The sequence below is a fragment of the Qipengyuania benthica genome (assembly GCF_030717865.1).
Lineage (GTDB): Bacteria > Pseudomonadota > Alphaproteobacteria > Sphingomonadales > Sphingomonadaceae > Qipengyuania > Qipengyuania benthica.
Genome location: NZ_JAVAIL010000001.1, coordinates 429,452 through 444,662, shown reverse-complemented (window position 1 = coordinate 444,662; position 15,211 = coordinate 429,452). Strand labels below are relative to the sequence as shown.

Annotated in this window: 12 protein-coding genes; 8 read left to right on the top strand and 4 right to left on the bottom strand. The window is 67.4% G+C overall.

Annotated elements, in window-relative coordinates:
- Positions 1 to 94 precede the first annotated feature (94 nt).
- Complete coding sequence (locus Q9K01_RS02215) at positions 95 to 883, top strand: sterol desaturase family protein (RefSeq protein WP_305928577.1); 789 nt, start codon at positions 95 to 97, stop codon at positions 881 to 883.
- 164 nt (positions 884 to 1,047) lie between these two features.
- Here Q9K01_RS02215 and Q9K01_RS02210 read toward each other — a convergent pair whose 3' ends face one another.
- Positions 1,048 to 2,022 (bottom strand): GGDEF domain-containing protein, encoded by a 975-nt coding sequence (locus Q9K01_RS02210; protein ID WP_305928576.1) that lies wholly within the window; start codon positions 2,020 to 2,022, stop codon positions 1,048 to 1,050.
- A gap of 407 nt (positions 2,023 to 2,429) precedes the next feature.
- On the opposite strand from Q9K01_RS02210, the gene Q9K01_RS02205 reads away from it, so the two are divergent.
- Both Q9K01_RS02205 and Q9K01_RS02200 read left to right on the top strand, forming a co-directional pair.
- Positions 2,430 to 4,598, top strand: coding sequence for a TonB-dependent receptor (locus Q9K01_RS02205; protein WP_305928575.1), 2,169 nt, complete (start codon positions 2,430 to 2,432; stop codon positions 4,596 to 4,598).
- Positions 4,599 to 4,765: 167 nt separating this feature from the next.
- A complete protein-coding gene (locus Q9K01_RS02200; protein WP_305928574.1) occupies positions 4,766 to 5,095 on the top strand; it encodes a PilZ domain-containing protein in 330 nt (109 codons plus the stop codon).
- A 19-nt stretch (positions 5,096 to 5,114) separates the two neighbouring features.
- Here Q9K01_RS02200 and Q9K01_RS02195 read toward each other — a convergent pair whose 3' ends face one another.
- A complete protein-coding gene (locus Q9K01_RS02195; RefSeq protein ID WP_305928573.1) occupies positions 5,115 to 7,187 on the bottom strand; it encodes a TonB-dependent receptor in 2,073 nt (690 codons plus the stop codon).
- Between the two features lie 96 nt (positions 7,188 to 7,283).
- Here Q9K01_RS02195 and Q9K01_RS02190 point away from each other — a divergent pair, with 96 nt between their 5' ends.
- The 5 genes from Q9K01_RS02190 (at position 7,284) to Q9K01_RS02170 (ending at position 14,160) form a co-directional block, all read left to right on the top strand.
- Entirely contained in the window at positions 7,284 to 8,786 is a 1,503-nt protein-coding gene (locus Q9K01_RS02190) for a flavin-containing monooxygenase (RefSeq protein WP_305928572.1), read from the top strand.
- Between the two features lie 89 nt (positions 8,787 to 8,875).
- Complete coding sequence (locus tag Q9K01_RS02185) at positions 8,876 to 9,196, top strand: hypothetical protein (RefSeq protein WP_305928571.1); 321 nt, start codon at positions 8,876 to 8,878, stop codon at positions 9,194 to 9,196.
- Between the two features lie 78 nt (positions 9,197 to 9,274).
- Positions 9,275 to 10,033: a competence/damage-inducible protein A gene (locus Q9K01_RS02180; protein WP_305928570.1), complete on the top strand. Its 759-nt coding sequence runs from the start codon at positions 9,275 to 9,277 to the stop codon at positions 10,031 to 10,033.
- Between the two features lie 91 nt (positions 10,034 to 10,124).
- A complete protein-coding gene (locus Q9K01_RS02175) occupies positions 10,125 to 13,157 on the top strand; it encodes a DUF2339 domain-containing protein (protein WP_305928569.1) in 3,033 nt (1,010 codons plus the stop codon).
- A gap of 4 nt (positions 13,158 to 13,161) precedes the next feature.
- Entirely contained in the window at positions 13,162 to 14,160 is a 999-nt protein-coding gene (locus tag Q9K01_RS02170) for a polysaccharide deacetylase family protein (protein WP_305928568.1), read from the top strand.
- 21 nt (positions 14,161 to 14,181) lie between these two features.
- Here the strand turns inward: Q9K01_RS02170 and Q9K01_RS02165 are convergent, their stop codons facing one another.
- Entirely contained in the window at positions 14,182 to 14,361 is a 180-nt protein-coding gene (locus tag Q9K01_RS02165; protein WP_305928567.1) for a hypothetical protein, read from the bottom strand.
- A gap of 152 nt (positions 14,362 to 14,513) precedes the next feature.
- Positions 14,514 to 15,209, bottom strand: coding sequence for a 50S ribosomal protein L1 (gene rplA, locus Q9K01_RS02160; protein WP_305928566.1), 696 nt, complete (start codon positions 15,207 to 15,209; stop codon positions 14,514 to 14,516).
- Between the last annotated feature and the right edge of the window lie 2 nt (positions 15,210 to 15,211).

The following is a 15,211-nucleotide window of genomic DNA, read 5'->3' as shown; positions in this document are numbered from 1 at the left end:
GAGCCTTTGCCAGGACCTGGCGCGGCCATTCCGGGAGGGCGCATCGTGAAGCCTGTTCTGGAACCCAGACGAGCTCGTCTGCGGAACCTCGCAGATGAGCCGTATCAAGCTCCTTGCGTACCTGGCTGCTGGAGGCCTGATCGCGTTGATCGCTTCCGAGAGGCGGCGGCCCCTTCGCAAGCAGTGCAGACCCGAACTGCCCCGCAACCTCCGCAATGCCGCCATGGGAGCCATGTGTGCGGCGGTAATCCAGACGGTGGAGGTTCCCCTTACCCAACGGATTGCCATCGCCAATGCGCACTCGCCGCGCGGCATAGCTGCCTGGCTGCCCCGGCCATTGCGCGCTGTCGCTGGCTTCGTGCTCATGGATTACATGTTTTATCTCTGGCACATCGCGACGCACAAAAGCCGTTTTCTGTGGCGCTTTCACCGCGTTCACCACATCGATCCCGATATGGACTCATCCACCGCCGTGCGGTTTCACGCGGTCGATATGCTGGTGTCACTGCCCTGGCGCCTTTTACAGGTCAGATGCAGCGGAATCGCACCTGGGACGCTGTCGGTCTGGCGAACCTTTTTCAATGCCTCGATCCTCTTTCACCATTCCAACCTGCAGTTGCCGGACGGATGGGATCGACGTCTTTCATGGCTGCTTACCACCCCCGAAATGCATGGCATTCATCACTCGATCGTTCCTGCCGAACGCGACAGCAACTGGTCGAGCGGGCTGAGCCTGTGGGACCGTCTGCACGGAACCTACCGCGAAGACGTGATCCAGAGCGACATCGACATCGGTGTCGCAGACAGTCGCGCCGCGGCGGACTTGAGCTTGCCTGCCAGTCTCAGCGCTCCGTTCAAGCGAATACCCATGTCCGTGGAGTGATCGGCAACCGTCTTGCGGAAGTCGCAAGGGAACCGTTTGGGGAGGGCCCCGCAGCCTCCTTAGTGGTCACGCATATCGACAAAGGCCCGCAGGAACGGGCGATCCCTCAGCATGAAGCTGCGGCTTGAGGGTCTTGAGAGGAGCGGGAAGATGGGTCGGAGCTTTCAATCCGAACAGATGCGGTTTCGCCCTTCGGCCTTGGCGCGGTAGAGGGCCGCGTCGGCACGGTGGATGGCGGCGATGCTGTCGGCGTGATCGCCGGTTGCCGTCGCGACGCCGCCGGAGAAGGTGATCTGACCCATCGGCTGGTCGTTCTCGCGCAGCTTGAATTCCCGCTTCGCCAGATCCGCGCGCGCCTGGTCGAGCAAGGCGACGCCGGCTGCTGCATCGTCCGACTCCATCACGACGAGGAACTCTTCGCCACCCCAGCGACCGACGAAATGCGGGGCACAGGCGCTGGATAGCGAGGAGGCGACCTGTTTGAGGACCCGGTCGCCGACCCCGTGTCCGTATCGGTCGTTGATGCTTTTAAAGAAATCGATGTCGCACAATCCGACCACGCGCGGGCTTCCCTTGTTCGAGAGCCGCTGCAGATGGCGATCGATGGCACGGCGATTGCCAAGCCCCGTCAACTGGTCGCGTTGAGCGTCGTCACGCGCGGTTTCCAGTTCCAGTCGCAAGGCGGCAACTTCGCTGGCTGTGGCGTCCAGATCGCTTGCGGTGGATTGGGACCGTTCGATCATCCGCGCGACGATCTCGACCGTGCGCGTTTCACCCTCCCCGAAGCTGCCTGCTTCCGCGCTCAGTTCCCGCGCGAACGCCCCGGTTGCCGCTGCAGCCGACGATGCGGCCTCGCCGAGTTTGAGCGCCTGATGTCGCAGCGCGTCGTGTTGCGTGCGATCCTGGCGTGCAGCCCCCCGCACCGAACGGGTCAGGTGGAGGCGGATGATTTCATCGGCGTCGCTTTGCCGCAGGCGAAACCCTTCGGACGTGAACGCCTCGACCATCCGACCGATCGGCGAACCCGGATCGGCCAGCGCCATATAGGCGAGCGTATAATTTTCCGGAGTCGGCGAAAGGTGCTGGTCGACCAAAAAGGCAAGGGCGTCGGCGCCCGGTTTATGATCGATCTTCGACATCCGCCCTCCAGAATAGCCCTGCTCGCGACGCCAGGCCGAACCCTCCGCTTCCGAGAAGACCGGGATTGGGACCGGCGGGCGATCCACCAGCTATGTCTCGGCCGCCATCCCTACATCGGAGGGCGTTAACGCATTGGCATCGCCCATACGCTGGCTCGGGCAATCGAGCAATTCAGGTCAACTCGCGCCTTGGACAAGACAGGTGCGGATCGCACGGCGAGAGTTCCGTCGCGCTGTCAAACGCCGGTCGCGCGGATTTCGCGGCGACGAGAGCCGGGATTCCGAGACAGTCCGCCATCGGTCGTTCCGCCTTTCTGCTCGCTCATGCCGAAGTGATGCCTTGCGTGAAGCGTCGAGACCATCTATCTCGAATGGGATGTTGTAACATCCATTCCGGAGAATTTGCTTTGAAGAAATACGCGCTGCTGGCGACCAGCATTCTCGCCGGCCCGGCACTGGCCCAATCCGCTGCGCCCGATACCAGTCGCGATCCCGTTCACGGCGAAGAGGGCCGGGTAATCGTCGTCACCGCCGATTTCGTCGAAGAGCTCGATATCCTGGCCGGTACCTCGGTGGTAACCGGCGACGATATCCTGCGCGATCTCGAGCCGCAGATCGGGGACATTCTCGCCGACCAGCCGGGCGTCTCGGCAACTTCCTTCAGTCCCGGTGCCTCGCGTCCGGTCCTGCGCGGCTTCCAGGGCGAACGCGTCCGTGTTCTGACCGACGGGATCGGAACTCTGGACGTATCGAACACCTCGGTCGATCACGCGGTCACCATCGATCCGCTGGTCACCGAACGTGTCGAGATATTCCGCGGTCCCGCGGCGCTCCTGTTCGGCAGCCAGGCGATCGGCGGTGCGGTCAACGCGCTCGACCGGCGCATCCCACGCGCGGTGCCCGAGAGCGGCTATCATCTGGACGCAATCGGCTCCTATTCCTCGGCTTACGACGGCTATAGCGGCAGCGCTGCAGCCGATGTGGCGCTCGGCGAGCAATTCGTGGTCCATGTGGACGGCAGCTATCGCAAGACCGAGGATGTCGAGGTCGGCGGCTATGTGCTGTCACCGACGCTCCGCGCGCAACAACTGGCGGTTGCCGAGGAAGAGCGCGAAGAAGGGCATCTGGAAGAAGCCGAAGAGGCGCGGGAGTTCGCCGAACTCCGAGGCGTCCTGCCCAACAGCGCGACCGAGACCTACACGCTGGGTGCCGGCTTCGCGCTGATCAACGAGGGCGGTAGCCTGGGTGCATCGGTCAGCTATTTCGACAGCCGGTACGGCATCCCGGCTCGACCGGGCGCCGAACATGCGCATGGCGAAGAGGGCGAGGAGGATCACGAAGAGGAGGAGGAAGGCCACGACGAACATGGCGAAGCTCCGGTGTCGATCGATCTGAAGCAATATCGCGCCGATTTGCGCGGCGAGCTCTTCACCGAAGGGTTCCTGGAGAAGATCAAGTTCCGCGCCGGCTTCTCCGACTATCAGCACACCGAATTCGAAGGCGACGAGGTCGGCACCGTGTTCAAGACCCAGGGGTTCGAAACCCGTCTCGAACTGGTCCAGGCGAATCGCAACGGCTGGCGCGGCGTGACCGGGTTCCAGGGTTCCACCCGCGACTTCGCGGCGGTCGGGGCCGAAGCCTTCGTGCCGCCCAATGTCACCGACCAATACGGCGTGTTCACGCTGCAGGAATTCGATCTGGGCCGCCGGTTCGGCCTGGAAGCGTCGGCACGCTTCGAACACACCGACGTGCAATCCGACGCGGTCGCGATCGGGTTGGAGGAGGATGCGGTGATCACCGCCGTCGACCGCAATTTCAACGCCTTCTCCATCGCTGGCGGGATCAATTACGAGATCGTTCCCGACGTCAAACTGGGCCTCAATCTGAGCCGCGTGGAGCGCGCTCCTTCGGCCGAAGAACTGTTCTCCAACGGCCCGCATATCGCCACCCAGGCCTTCGAGATCGGCGATCCCGCGCTCGACAAGGAAAGCAGCCTCGGGATCGAGGCCTATCTGCGGGGCGCAACCGGACCCGCACGCTTCCAGCTTGCCGCCTATTACAGCCGGTTCGACAATTTCATCTACGAGACCGATACCGGGCTCGAAGCCGACGGCCTCCCGCTGTTCCAGTTCCTGCAGTCGGATGCCGATTACTACGGGGTCGAGGCGCAGGCAGCCTACGATCTGATCGATCGCGACGGGCTGACGGTCACGATCGACGGTGTGGCCGATTACACCCGAGCCGAAATCGACGGCGACGGTCCCGCGCCGCGAATACCGCCGCTGCGGGTTCTCGGCGGAATCGAGGCCAACCGGGACGGTCTGGGCGCCCGGGTGGAAGCCGAATGGGTCGCCGATCAGGACCGGACCGCATCGTTCGAACTGCCGACCCAAGGCTATACCCTGGTCAATGCTTCGGTCTCGTGGCGGCCGTTCGGCGCGCGCAACGAGACGCTGCTGATCCTGTCGGCCGACAATCTGTTCGATGTCGATGCCCGCCGCCATGCCAGCTTCACCAAGGACTTCGTCCCGCTGGCCGGGCGCAACATCAAGCTGTCGGCCCGCCTTAGCTTCTAGGAGCTGGCCCCGAGCCATCACCGCCCCGACGGCGGGGGTGGCTCGGTTCGGCCTGTGGGGCAGCGCCAATCCGACCTTGCCCCTGTTGGCGTTGAGTGCATTCTGGTATCGAGGTCGCAAGCCGCTTGGACGGTTGGCGCGTCGCACTAGGAATGTTGGACGCTGACATGGATATCGAGAAGCCGGAATCTTCGAACCAGCGCCGCGAGCCGCGCCACGAGGTGCAGGTGGCGGGACGCTATCGCTCGCGCATCGGCTCGTCGCGCGACATCTGGATCAAGGACATATCGGAAACCGGTTGCCGCTTCTTCGACAGATTCTCGGTGCTGCCGATCGATACCGCGATCACTTTCCGCGTCGGCACGATCGGTCCCATCGCGGCCAAGGTGCGCTGGCGCGAGAAAAGCGTGGTCGGTATCGAGTTCGAGACCCCGCTCCACCCCAGCGTGCTCCAGCACATCGTCGAGACGATGGACGAGCCCGGCGAAGGGGGCTGAGCCTGCCTAGGGGAGCAACTCAGAACCCGTAGCGCAGTCCCGCCCACAGCGTGCGCGGCGTCCCCAGATCGATATCGCCGTCCGAATTGCGGGTGACGATCCGCTCGTCGAGCAGGTTTTCCCCGCGCAGCACCAGTGCGAAGCCGCCCGCCAGCGGCGCCCGCAGATAGGCACCCAGTGTGGTCGCCGGCGGCAGGCGATCGGTCTCGACATCGCTTTCGAACTGCGCGCCGACGTGACGCAGTGTCGCCGCAACCAGCCAGTCGGCTGCCGGTTCGTAGGCCAGCGACGCCGCGGCCGCCCAGCGCGGGGTCTGCGAGGGGCGGTTGCCGTCGAGCGCGAGCGTCGCCCCGCTCCCGTCCACCTCGGCATCGGTGTAGGCCAGCGTGCCATCGAAGCTCAATCCGCCGCTTTCGACCCGCAGGCCCGCCTCTATGCCGCGCGCATCGATCGCGGGGAGGTTTTGTCGCTGGCGCAGATTGGGGCCGATGGTGACGTTTGCGATGGCGCCTTCGACCCGGTTGTCGAACGCGGTCAGCGCGAGCTCGACGCCGAGTGCAGGAGTCCAGTCGAGACCCGCTTCGTAACCCACCAGCCGCTCGTTCTCGAGCGCCGCATTGGCCTGCGTCACAACCGGGAAGACCACGAAGGGGCGCAGCAATTCATTGAGCGTCGGCAGGCGTAGGCCGCGATAGGCGGCGGCGCGCAGGCGCAATTGCTCGTCGAGTGCATAGGTCGCCCCCGCCCGCCACGACAGGGTCCAGTCGGTGCGTGAAGGCGTCAGCTCTTCGGTGACCACCGCACGGTCGGGGGTCCGGGCGATGTAGAAGCCCTCGCCGATCCGGGTGCGGTCGAGCCGCAACCCCCCGGTCAGAACCAGCGCGCCGCTGGTCCAGTCGTTCTCGACGAACAGGCCGATGTCGCTGGTGGTGCCGCCGGCTCGCCGGGTCTCGGTGAGCGCGCCGCTGAAGGCGCTGTAGGCATCCTCCTGCAATTCGCCCTCGGCGCGGCGGTAGTCCAGCCCGAGCCGGAGCACGTTGTCGCCGCCGACGGGGGGGCGCAGTTCGAGCTTGCCGCCGATCCCGGTGGTGGGCGTATTGCGTTGATCGAGGACGCGGGTGAAGCGGGAGGAGCTGATGACAAGATTGGTAAAATTGCGCGTGTGCACATAGGCGAGCGCGTCGATGGCCCAGGCGCCGCGGCCGACCAGGCGCAGGCTCGCGTCGGCGCCGCTGGCGCTGCTGTCGGCGCCTTCGAAGCGCAAGGTGCGCCGGTCGTCGAACACCAGCCCCGCCGCCTGCAGCTCGAGCGTGTCGCTCAGCGGCGCGACGCCGCGCAAGGCCAACGACCAGCTCTCGTAACCCGCACGCGCCGAGGCGGGGACGCGCTGGTCCTCGGGCGTGGTGAAGTAGCCCGGCCCGCGGTCCCAGCGTCCCGCCGCGGTGACGAAGCCCGCGCCCAGTTCCTGCGCCAGCAGCGCGGAGGCCTCGGTGCCGCCGCGATCGTTGACCAGCACGCTCGCGCCCAGCGGCGGCAGCGTGCCGACCCCGGCGCTTTCCAACTCGATCGTCCCCGCCAGCGCGCCCGCGCCGAACGGCCCCGCCCCGCCCCCGCGCGTCACCCGTATGCTCTCGAGCCGCTCGGGCGCCAGCGCGGTCAGCGGGACATAGCCGAAAAAGGGATCGCTCACCGGCACCCCGTCGAGCAGCACCAGCGCGCGGCTGGTGGCGTTGCCGCCGAGCGCGCGCAGCGTCACCCCTTGCGCGCTGGGGTTGGACGAGCGGCTGTCCGAGCGGCGGAACTGCTGGAACCCCGCGACCGCGCCGAGCACCTCCTCGATCCGCCCCGAGGGTGCGGCGACGATCTGTTCGCGGGTCAGCTCGCGGCTGGCATAGGCGGTGACCGAGGGCGTGTCGGGCAGACCCTCGCCGATCACCACGATCTCCGCCCCGGTCGCGTCCGTCGGCTGCGCTTTGCGCGGCGCGGCCTCCTCGTCGGGACGTTCCGACGCGGGCGCTGTCTGCGCCCCCGTTTGCGCAAGGGCGGGACCGGCGAGACACAGGCTGGCGGCGGCGAGCAGATGGGCTTTCATGCGCTGCCGCTACCCCAAACGGGTTGCAATGCGCAACGGGGCTGGCGCCGGCGCGGGGTCTGCGTTACCTTCGCTCCCGGGATTAGGAGAGCAAAGATGACCGAACAGGCCAGCCATTTCGACGTGCTGATCGTGGGAGCGGGGATTTCCGGGATCGGGATGGCCGCGCATATGACCGCCAAATCGCCGCACGCCAGCTATGCGATTCTCGAACGGCGCGACAATCTGGGCGGCACCTGGGACCTGTTCCGCTATCCCGGGATTCGCTCGGACAGCGACATGCACACGCTGGGGTTCGATTTCGAACCCTGGAAGCACGAGAAATCGATCGCCGACGCGCCCGCGATCCTCGACTATCTCGACCGTATCGTCGACGAGCGCGGCATTCGCCAGCACATCAGGCTGGGCCACAAGGTGATCGCCGCCGATTTCGACAGCGCCACCGCGCGCTGGACGGTGCAGATCGAGACTGCGCAAGGCGAGCACAAGCGGCTCACCGCCAATTTCCTCTATCTGGGCTCGGGCTATTACGATTACGACGAGCCCTACGACCCCGGATTCGATCTCGGCGCGTTCGAAGGCCAGGTGATCCACCCGCAGTTCTGGCCCGACGATCTCGACTATGCCGGCAAGCAGGTGGTGGTGATCGGCTCGGGTGCCACCGCGGTGACGATCACGCCCTCGATGGCGGGCAAGGCCGCCAAGGTCACCATGCTCCAGCGCACCCCGACCTGGATGTTCTCGCGCCCGGCGAAGGACCGACTGGCGAACCTGCTGCGCAAGTTCCTGCCCGAGGAGACGGCCTACCGGCTGACCCGCTGGAAGAACATCAAGATGCAGGACATCGGCTTCAAGCGCGCGCGCACCAAGCCCGAGAAGGTGAAGCAGTTCCTCTACAAGAAGATCGAGAAGGCGCTGGGCGACAAGTTCGACCGCGCCACCTTCACCCCGCCCTACGATCCGTGGGACCAGCGGCTGTGCCTGGTGCCCGACGACGATCTGTTCAACGCGATCAAGAGCGGCAAGGCCGAGATCGTCACCGGCCAGATCAAGGCGTTCGAAAAGGGCGGCGTGCGGCTGGCGGACGACCGCTTCCTGCCCGCCGATATCGTGGTCACCGCGACCGGGCTCAAGCTGGCGGTCGCGGGCAAGATCGCGGTCTCCGTCGATGGCGAGAGCGTCGATTTCGCCGAACGCTTCTACTACAAGGGGGTGATGTTCTCGAACCTGCCCAATCTGGCGGTGGTGTTCGGCTATCTCAACGCCAGCTGGACTCTGCGTGCGGATCTCAACTCCGATTACATCTGCCGCGTGCTCAATGCGATGAAGGCCAAGGGCGCCGATATCGCGGTGCCGGTGCTGGCCGAGGATCACGCGCTGGTCGAGGACGACATCTTCGATTTCTCCAGCGGCTATATCCAGCGCGCCAAGCAGATCATGCCCAAGAACGCGGTCGCCTATCCCTGGCGGCTCAACCAGGAATATGTCGTCGACCGCAAGCGGATGGCGAGCGATCCGATCGAGGATGGCGTGCTCGCGCTGCGCCGCGCCGATGCCGATGCGGCACACCGCGAGGAACGGCTCGAAGCGGCGGAGTAGCTGCATGGCGATGGGGACCCTGCAACGTTGGCCAAAGCCGATTCGAAGAGTAACTCGCTTGATCCGACCACAGCCGAGTGGCTGCTGAGATGACTGAACAAACGATTGTCCGCTGGTCGGTGCTGGGATGGGTGATATGCCTGGTTGCGGCGGGTGCACTTGCGATAGCGATCGAAAACTCGTTGCTCTTCAGTCTTGCTTTTCTCACAATTGCGTTCGCCGCTTGCGCCGTCATTTGGTTCAAGTTTCCGCAGTATCGTCCAAAAGCGAGCACGAGCCTTATTGCAACCCTGTTGATAGTTATATCTCCGCTCTTTCACTTAGAAGACGGCGCACCGATGAATGGCTGGATTTACGGATTGGGGTTCTCGATGTTTGCGATCGCATTCTTCTTGCCCGCGCCGAAATAATAGATAGTTTTAGATGCACATCGCGACACCGGAGCCGCACAGTAGCCAGCGCGCCCTCTCCGGGCTAAGCCAGCCGGTATGAGCGAACGCATCTGGACCGCCGGTCTAGTCGTCATCGGCGACGAGATTCTTTCCGGCCGCACCCACGACAAGAACATCGCGCAGGTCGCCAGCTGGCTTCAGGTGCAGGGCATCCGCCTCGCCGAAGTGCGCGTGGTGCCCGATGTCACGGCGCGGATCGTGGCCGCGGTCAACGCCTTGCGCAGCGAAAACGACTATCTGTTCACCACCGGCGGGATCGGCCCGACGCATGACGACATCACCGTCGATGCGGTGGCCGAGGCGCTGGGTGTGGAAGTGGTCGTCCACCCGGAGGCGCGTGCGCTGCTGACCCGCTATTATGCCGACAAGCCCGGCGGGCTGACCGAGGGCCGGCTGCGGATGGCTCGAGTGCCGCAAGGCGCCGAGCTGATCCCCAACCGGATGTCGGGTGCGCCCGGCATCAGACTGGGCAATATCCATCTGATGGCGGGCGTCCCGCATATCACCGCCGGGATGCTCGACGCGCTTACCGGGACGCTCGAGGGCGGAGCGGTGCTGCTCACCGAGACGATCGGCTGCTGGACCGCCGAGAGCGAGGTGGCCGATGTGCTGCGCGAGGTCGAACAGGCGCATTCCGCCTGCCAGATCGGCAGCTATCCCTTCTTTCGCGAAGGCCGGGTCGGCGCCAATTTCGTGGTCCGCTCGACCGGTGCCGATCAATTGGCGAGCTGCGTCGACAGCCTGTGCGACGGGCTGGCCACCGCGGGCTACGATTTCACCCCCGGCGGGATCTGAATTCTCGGCGCCCGCGATCGAACGGTTCTCATCGAGGCTTTGCGGCGAAGCCAAAGCGGGTTAGCGTGGCGGCGGAGAGGGGACGCGGCGCGTGGAATGGCTGGTCATCATCGCGCTCTGCGGCGCTGCAGCCTTTCTGTGGCAGCGCCTCGCCCGCGCCGAACGCGCGCTGGCCATGCTCGCGCAGCAGCAGGAGCTGACCGACGCCGCGCTGGCCAGGCTGACGGGCGATGGCGCGAGCGACCGATCGGGCGGCGCGCCGCCGCCTGCCGAACACGCCGCTGCAGAATCCGCCGCACGGGCGACCCGCAATCCATGGGTCTCGGTCCCGAGCGTCACGCTGGCGCGCTCCGCTGAAGACGCCGCCGCGCGGACCGAGCCGGGACCCGTATCCGAGCCTGCGCCCCTATCCCAGCCTGCGCCCCTATCCGAGCCTGCGCCCGACGACCTCCACACGCGGGACGAGCCCGACGCGCCGCCGCCTCGCTGGCGCGAGAAATTCGATTTCGAGGACATCTTCGGGCGGCGTCTGCCGATCTGGGGCGGCGGAGTGGCGCTGGCGGTCGCGGGCGTGTTCGCGGTGCGCTATTCGATCGAGGCGGGTCTGCTGACGCCATCGGTGCGGGTCGGGCTGGCGTTCGCGTTCGGCCTGCTGCTGCTGGCGGGCGCCGAACTCGCCTATCGCTTCGAGCGCCGGGTCGCCGATCCGCGGGTGCGCCAGGCGCTGGCGGGCGCCGGGCTGGCGACGCTCTACGCCGGGTTCTATCTCGCGGGCAGCCAGTACGGGCTGATGGGCCAGACGCTGGCCTTCGTCGGGCTGGCGCTGGTTACCGCGGGCGCGATCGCGCTGTCGTTCCGCTTCGGGCTGCCGAGCGCGGTGCTGGGGCTGGTCGGCGGATTCGCCGCGCCCGCGCTGGTCGGCGGCGAGGAAGCGAACCTGCCGCTGCTGGCGCTCTATCTCGGGCTGGTCACCGCCGGGCTGACGCTGTCGGGGCGCAGCCAGCAGCGCCCGTGGATGGGGGCGACCGCTCTGGTCGGCGGGCTCGGCTGGGGCGCGCTGCTGCTGCTCGCGGGCGATCCGGACTTCGTCGATATCCTTGCATTGGGGCTCTATTTCATCGTGCTGGGCGCGGTGTTGCCGGCGCTTGCCGACACCGGGGCCGAGGCGGAGCGGTTTGCGCGGCCGATGTGGCTGGCGGCGGCGGGGCTGGCGAGCCTTCAGCTTGCGGTGCTGGTCGCGCAGGGCGGCTTTGCGCCGCTCGCCTGGGCGTTCTACCTGCTGCTCGGCGGTACGCTGGCGGGGTTCGGCTGGCGGCGCACGGAATTGCGCGAAGCCAATGGCGTGGCCGCGGCGGTCGGCGTGCTGCTGCTGGCGCAATGGCCCGCGCCGGAGCCGCTGGCGTTCGCCGCGTTCGGCGCGGGGCTGGCGCTGGTCTTCGCCGGGGTGCCGCTGGCGCTGGCGCTGCGCGGGGCCGCGCGGAGGTTCGACCTGTGGCAGATCGCCGGGGTCGCGCCCGCATTGGCGCTGGTCGCCTATGGCCAGTTCGGGCAGTTCGATGCCGATCCGTTCGAGCCATGGCTGGCGCTGGCCTGCGTGGCGCTGGCGGCATTCCCGCTGGTCGCGGCATGGCGGACGACGCGCGCAGAGGGGGCGGTAGATTTTGCATGGTTGCTCGGCTCGGGTCTGGCGCTGGTCTATGGCGCGCTGCTGTTGTCGACCCCGGGTTGGGGCGCGCCGCTGCTCGCGCTGCCGGTGCTGGCGTTGCCCGCTTGGTTGCTGCGCAAGGAATACGACGCGGCGCTGGCGACATTGCTGTGGGCGGGTGCGGCGGCGGGGCTGCTGGTGCTGGTCGGGACGCCGCATTTCCTTTCCGAGGCCCTGAAACTGGCGGATGGCGGCGAGCCCGCTCCGCCGCTGCGGGGCCTGCTGCGCTGGGCCGCCGCCGCGCTGCCCTTCGTGGCGCTGGCGCTGCTCGAGCGGCGCGATGCCTGGCGGCGCGGGGCCGAGGCGCTGGCGGCGCTGCTGGTCTATGGCGCGCTGGCGCAGGTCCTGCCGGCGGAGGCGCTGGCATGGTGCGCAGCGACGCTGGCGGTGGCGCTCGCCTGGCGGGCGCCCGCCCGCGTGATGGCGCGGCTGACGCTGCTCGCCATCGCGCTGCTGTGGGCGCTCGACCCGCTGGGCGAATGGCTCGGCGCGGGCGCGCTGGCGCTGGTGGGCGAGCCGTTCATGCTCGGCGATACGCCGGGCTGGCGCGAGGCGCTGGCCTATCTGCTTCCCCCCGCGGCGGCGCTGGCGGGGCTGGCGGCGCTGCGCCTGCGCGCACCGGTTCTGCCGGGCACGAGCTGGCGCGGGCAAGGGCTGGCCGCCGGATTGCTGCTGGTGGTGATCCACACGCTCTACAAGCAGGTCTTCGCGATCGATAGCCTGGCGCGCTTCATCGAGTTCGGCATGGCGGAGCGCACGGTGTGGCAGATCGCGCTGCTGGGCGCGGCGGGGCTCGCGGCGGGGCTCGCGGCGGCGGGGGTCCCGCGACTGGGCGCGAGCCTCGGATTGGCGCGCGGCTTCGCCCTCGCCGCGCTGGCGCATTTCGCGGTCTTCACGCTGCTCTGGCACAACCCGCTGTTCGCGCGGCAGGCGGTGGGCGCGCTGCCGCTGGCGAACTGGCTCACCGCCGGTTTCGGCGCGGGTATCGCGGCGGCGTGGCTGGCGCGGCGCTGGTCGGGCGAGAGGCTGCGGCCGTGGTTCGACGCCGCGATCATGGCGCTCGCCAGCGTCGGCGCGGTGGCGCTGCTGCGGCAGGCCTATGCGGGGGCGCTGCCTGCCGCGGTGCCGCTGGGCGAGACCGAGGATCTGCTGCGCTCGCTGGCGGGGATCGTGCTGGCGCTGGGGTTCCTGCTGCTGGGCAGCCGGCTGGAGCAGCGCAGCTGGCGGATCGGCTCGCTGGTGCTGATGCTGGCCGCGGTGGTCAAGGTGTTCGCGATCGATGCCGCCGAACTGGGCGGGCTGCTGCGGATCGCCTCCTTCGCGGCGCTGGGCGCCAGCCTGATCGCGCTGGGCTGGTTCTACACCCGGCAATTGTCCGCCCGGCCCGCGCCTGCTTCCGGCCAATTCCCCTCGCGATGAAATAATGCTACCGATCCCGCCCGACATGCTGGCCTATATCACCATCGATACCGAATATTCGTCGGGAATGGTCCGCGAACGGGGGCCCGATTGCCGCGCCCGCAACTTCGCCGCCGCCGTATCGGGGCAGACAGAGGCGGGCGAATACGGGCTGGGCTACAAACTCGACATGTTCAACCGCCACGGCCACCGCGGGGTGTGTTTCGTCGATCCGATGCCGGCGCTGCTGTGGGGCGTCGCCGCGGTCGAGGATGTGGTCGGCCCGATCCTCGAGCGCGGGCACGACGTGCAATTGCACATCCACACCGAATGGCTCGAACTGGCGGGCGCGGTGCATCCGCTGGCCCGCGCGACCGGCGGTGCGACGGGGCGCAACATCAAGGATTTCACCTTCGAGCAGCAATGCGCGCTGATCGACTGGGCGCGCGATACGCTGGTCGCGGCGGGGGCCGCGCCGCCGGTGGCGTTCCGCGCGGGCAATTACGGCGCCAACGACACCACGCTGCGCGCGCTGGCCCACTGCGGGATCGGTTACGACACCAGCCACACGCCGGGCATCGCCGGGGGCGATTGCGCGATCTCGCTGAGCCCGGAGGACCGCGTGCCCTTGCGCCACGAAGGCGTGATCGAGGTCCCGATCGGCTGCATCGCAACGGTCGGCGGAGGCTTGCGCCACGCGCAGATCACCGCGCTCTCGGCGCGCGAGATGGTCCGCGCGCTGCGCCATGCGCGCGACGCGGGCAAGCCGTGCTTCACGATGGTCTCGCACAGCTTCGAGCTGGTCAACCGCCGGCGCGGCAAGGTCAACCGCATCGTCCGCCGCCGGTTCGAGCGGTTGTGCGAGGCGGTGGCGCGGATGAAGGGCGTGCGCACCGGCACCTATGCCCAGGATCCGCCCACGGTGGTCGCGCTCGACCCGGCGGAGACGCTGGCGCCCGCCGATCCGGTGGCGGAAACGCTGCGGATCGCAGAGCAGCTGGCCTCCAACACGCTCTACGGCTGATCCGCGCACACCTATAGTCAGCTAGAGATCGACGTCCTTCTGCGGGCGGTCCTCGATATCGTGGCGCAGATCGCGCGCGCCGCGTTCGGCCTCGATCTCGTTGCTGCGGCTGGCGCGGCGGTTGCGCTGCCAGGCCCAGATCATCGCGGCAAGCAGCAGGATCGGGCCGATGACGGTGGCGGCGGCGAGTACGGGTTCCATGGTGTGTCCTTCCTGGTTTCACCCCATCAACGGTCGAGGCCCGCAATTTTTCCGCAAACCTCCCGCGCACGGCAAAAGGGCCGGAGGTTTCCCCCCGGCCCCTTGCTGTATCTTTGGCTCCCCGGCGCGAACCGGGAGAGCAATTCCTGAAATCAGGCGCCTTCGACTTCGGCCAGATCGACCTTCAGGCCGGGGCCCATGGTCGAGGTGAGCGAGATCTTGCGGACATATTTGCCCTTCGAGCCCGAGGGCTTCGCCTTGACGATAGCCTGCGTCATGGCCTCGAAATTGGCCTTGAGCGCGGCGTCGTCGAAGCTGAGCTTGCCGATGCCCGAATGGATGATGCCCTGCTTTTCCACGCGGAACTCGATCTGGCCGCCCTTGGCGTCCTTCACGGCCTGTTCCACGTTCGGGGTCACGGTGCCCAGCTTGGGGTTGGGCATCAGGCCCTTGGGGCCGAGCAGCTTGCCCAGCCGGCCGACGACACCCATCATGTCGGGGGTGGCGATGACGCGGTCGTAGTCGAGATTGCCGTTCTGCATGTCTTCCATGAGATCCTCGGCACCGACCTTGTCGGCTCCGGCGGCGGTCGCCTTGTCGGCATTGTCGCCGCGCGCGAACACCGCGACGCGGACGTCCTTGCCGGTGCCCGAGGGCAGCGAGACCATGCCGCGGACCATCTGGTCGGCGTGGCGCGGATCGACGCCCAGGTTCATCGCGACCTCGACGGTCTCGTCGAACTTGGTGGATGCGTACTGGCGCAGCGTGGCGAGAGCCTCGTCCACCGAATACAGCTTTTCGCTATCCAGCTCGGCGAGCGTCTTCTGGCGCTTGGTCAGCTTTACCATGT

Bases quoted from the DNA above. Each gene is read 5' to 3' on its own strand.
- rplA (WP_305928566.1), bottom strand. From the start codon at position 15,209: ATGGTAAAGCTGACCAAGCGCCAGAAGACGCTCGCCGAGCTGGATAGC.
- Q9K01_RS02190 (WP_305928572.1), top strand. From the start codon at position 7,284: ATGACCGAACAGGCCAGCCATTTCGACGTGCTGATCGTGGGAGCGGGG.
- Q9K01_RS02210 (WP_305928576.1), bottom strand. From the start codon at position 2,022: ATGTCGAAGATCGATCATAAACCGGGCGCCGACGCCCTTGCCTTTTTG.
- Q9K01_RS02170 (WP_305928568.1), top strand. From the start codon at position 13,162: ATGCTACCGATCCCGCCCGACATGCTGGCCTATATCACCATCGATACC.
- Q9K01_RS02165 (WP_305928567.1), bottom strand. From the start codon at position 14,361: ATGGAACCCGTACTCGCCGCCGCCACCGTCATCGGCCCGATCCTGCTG.
- Q9K01_RS02215 (WP_305928577.1), top strand. From the start codon at position 95: ATGAGCCGTATCAAGCTCCTTGCGTACCTGGCTGCTGGAGGCCTGATC.
- Q9K01_RS02180 (WP_305928570.1), top strand. From the start codon at position 9,275: ATGAGCGAACGCATCTGGACCGCCGGTCTAGTCGTCATCGGCGACGAG.
- Q9K01_RS02195 (WP_305928573.1), bottom strand. From the start codon at position 7,187: ATGAAAGCCCATCTGCTCGCCGCCGCCAGCCTGTGTCTCGCCGGTCCC.
- Q9K01_RS02185 (WP_305928571.1), top strand. From the start codon at position 8,876: ATGACTGAACAAACGATTGTCCGCTGGTCGGTGCTGGGATGGGTGATA.
- Q9K01_RS02200 (WP_305928574.1), top strand. From the start codon at position 4,766: ATGGATATCGAGAAGCCGGAATCTTCGAACCAGCGCCGCGAGCCGCGC.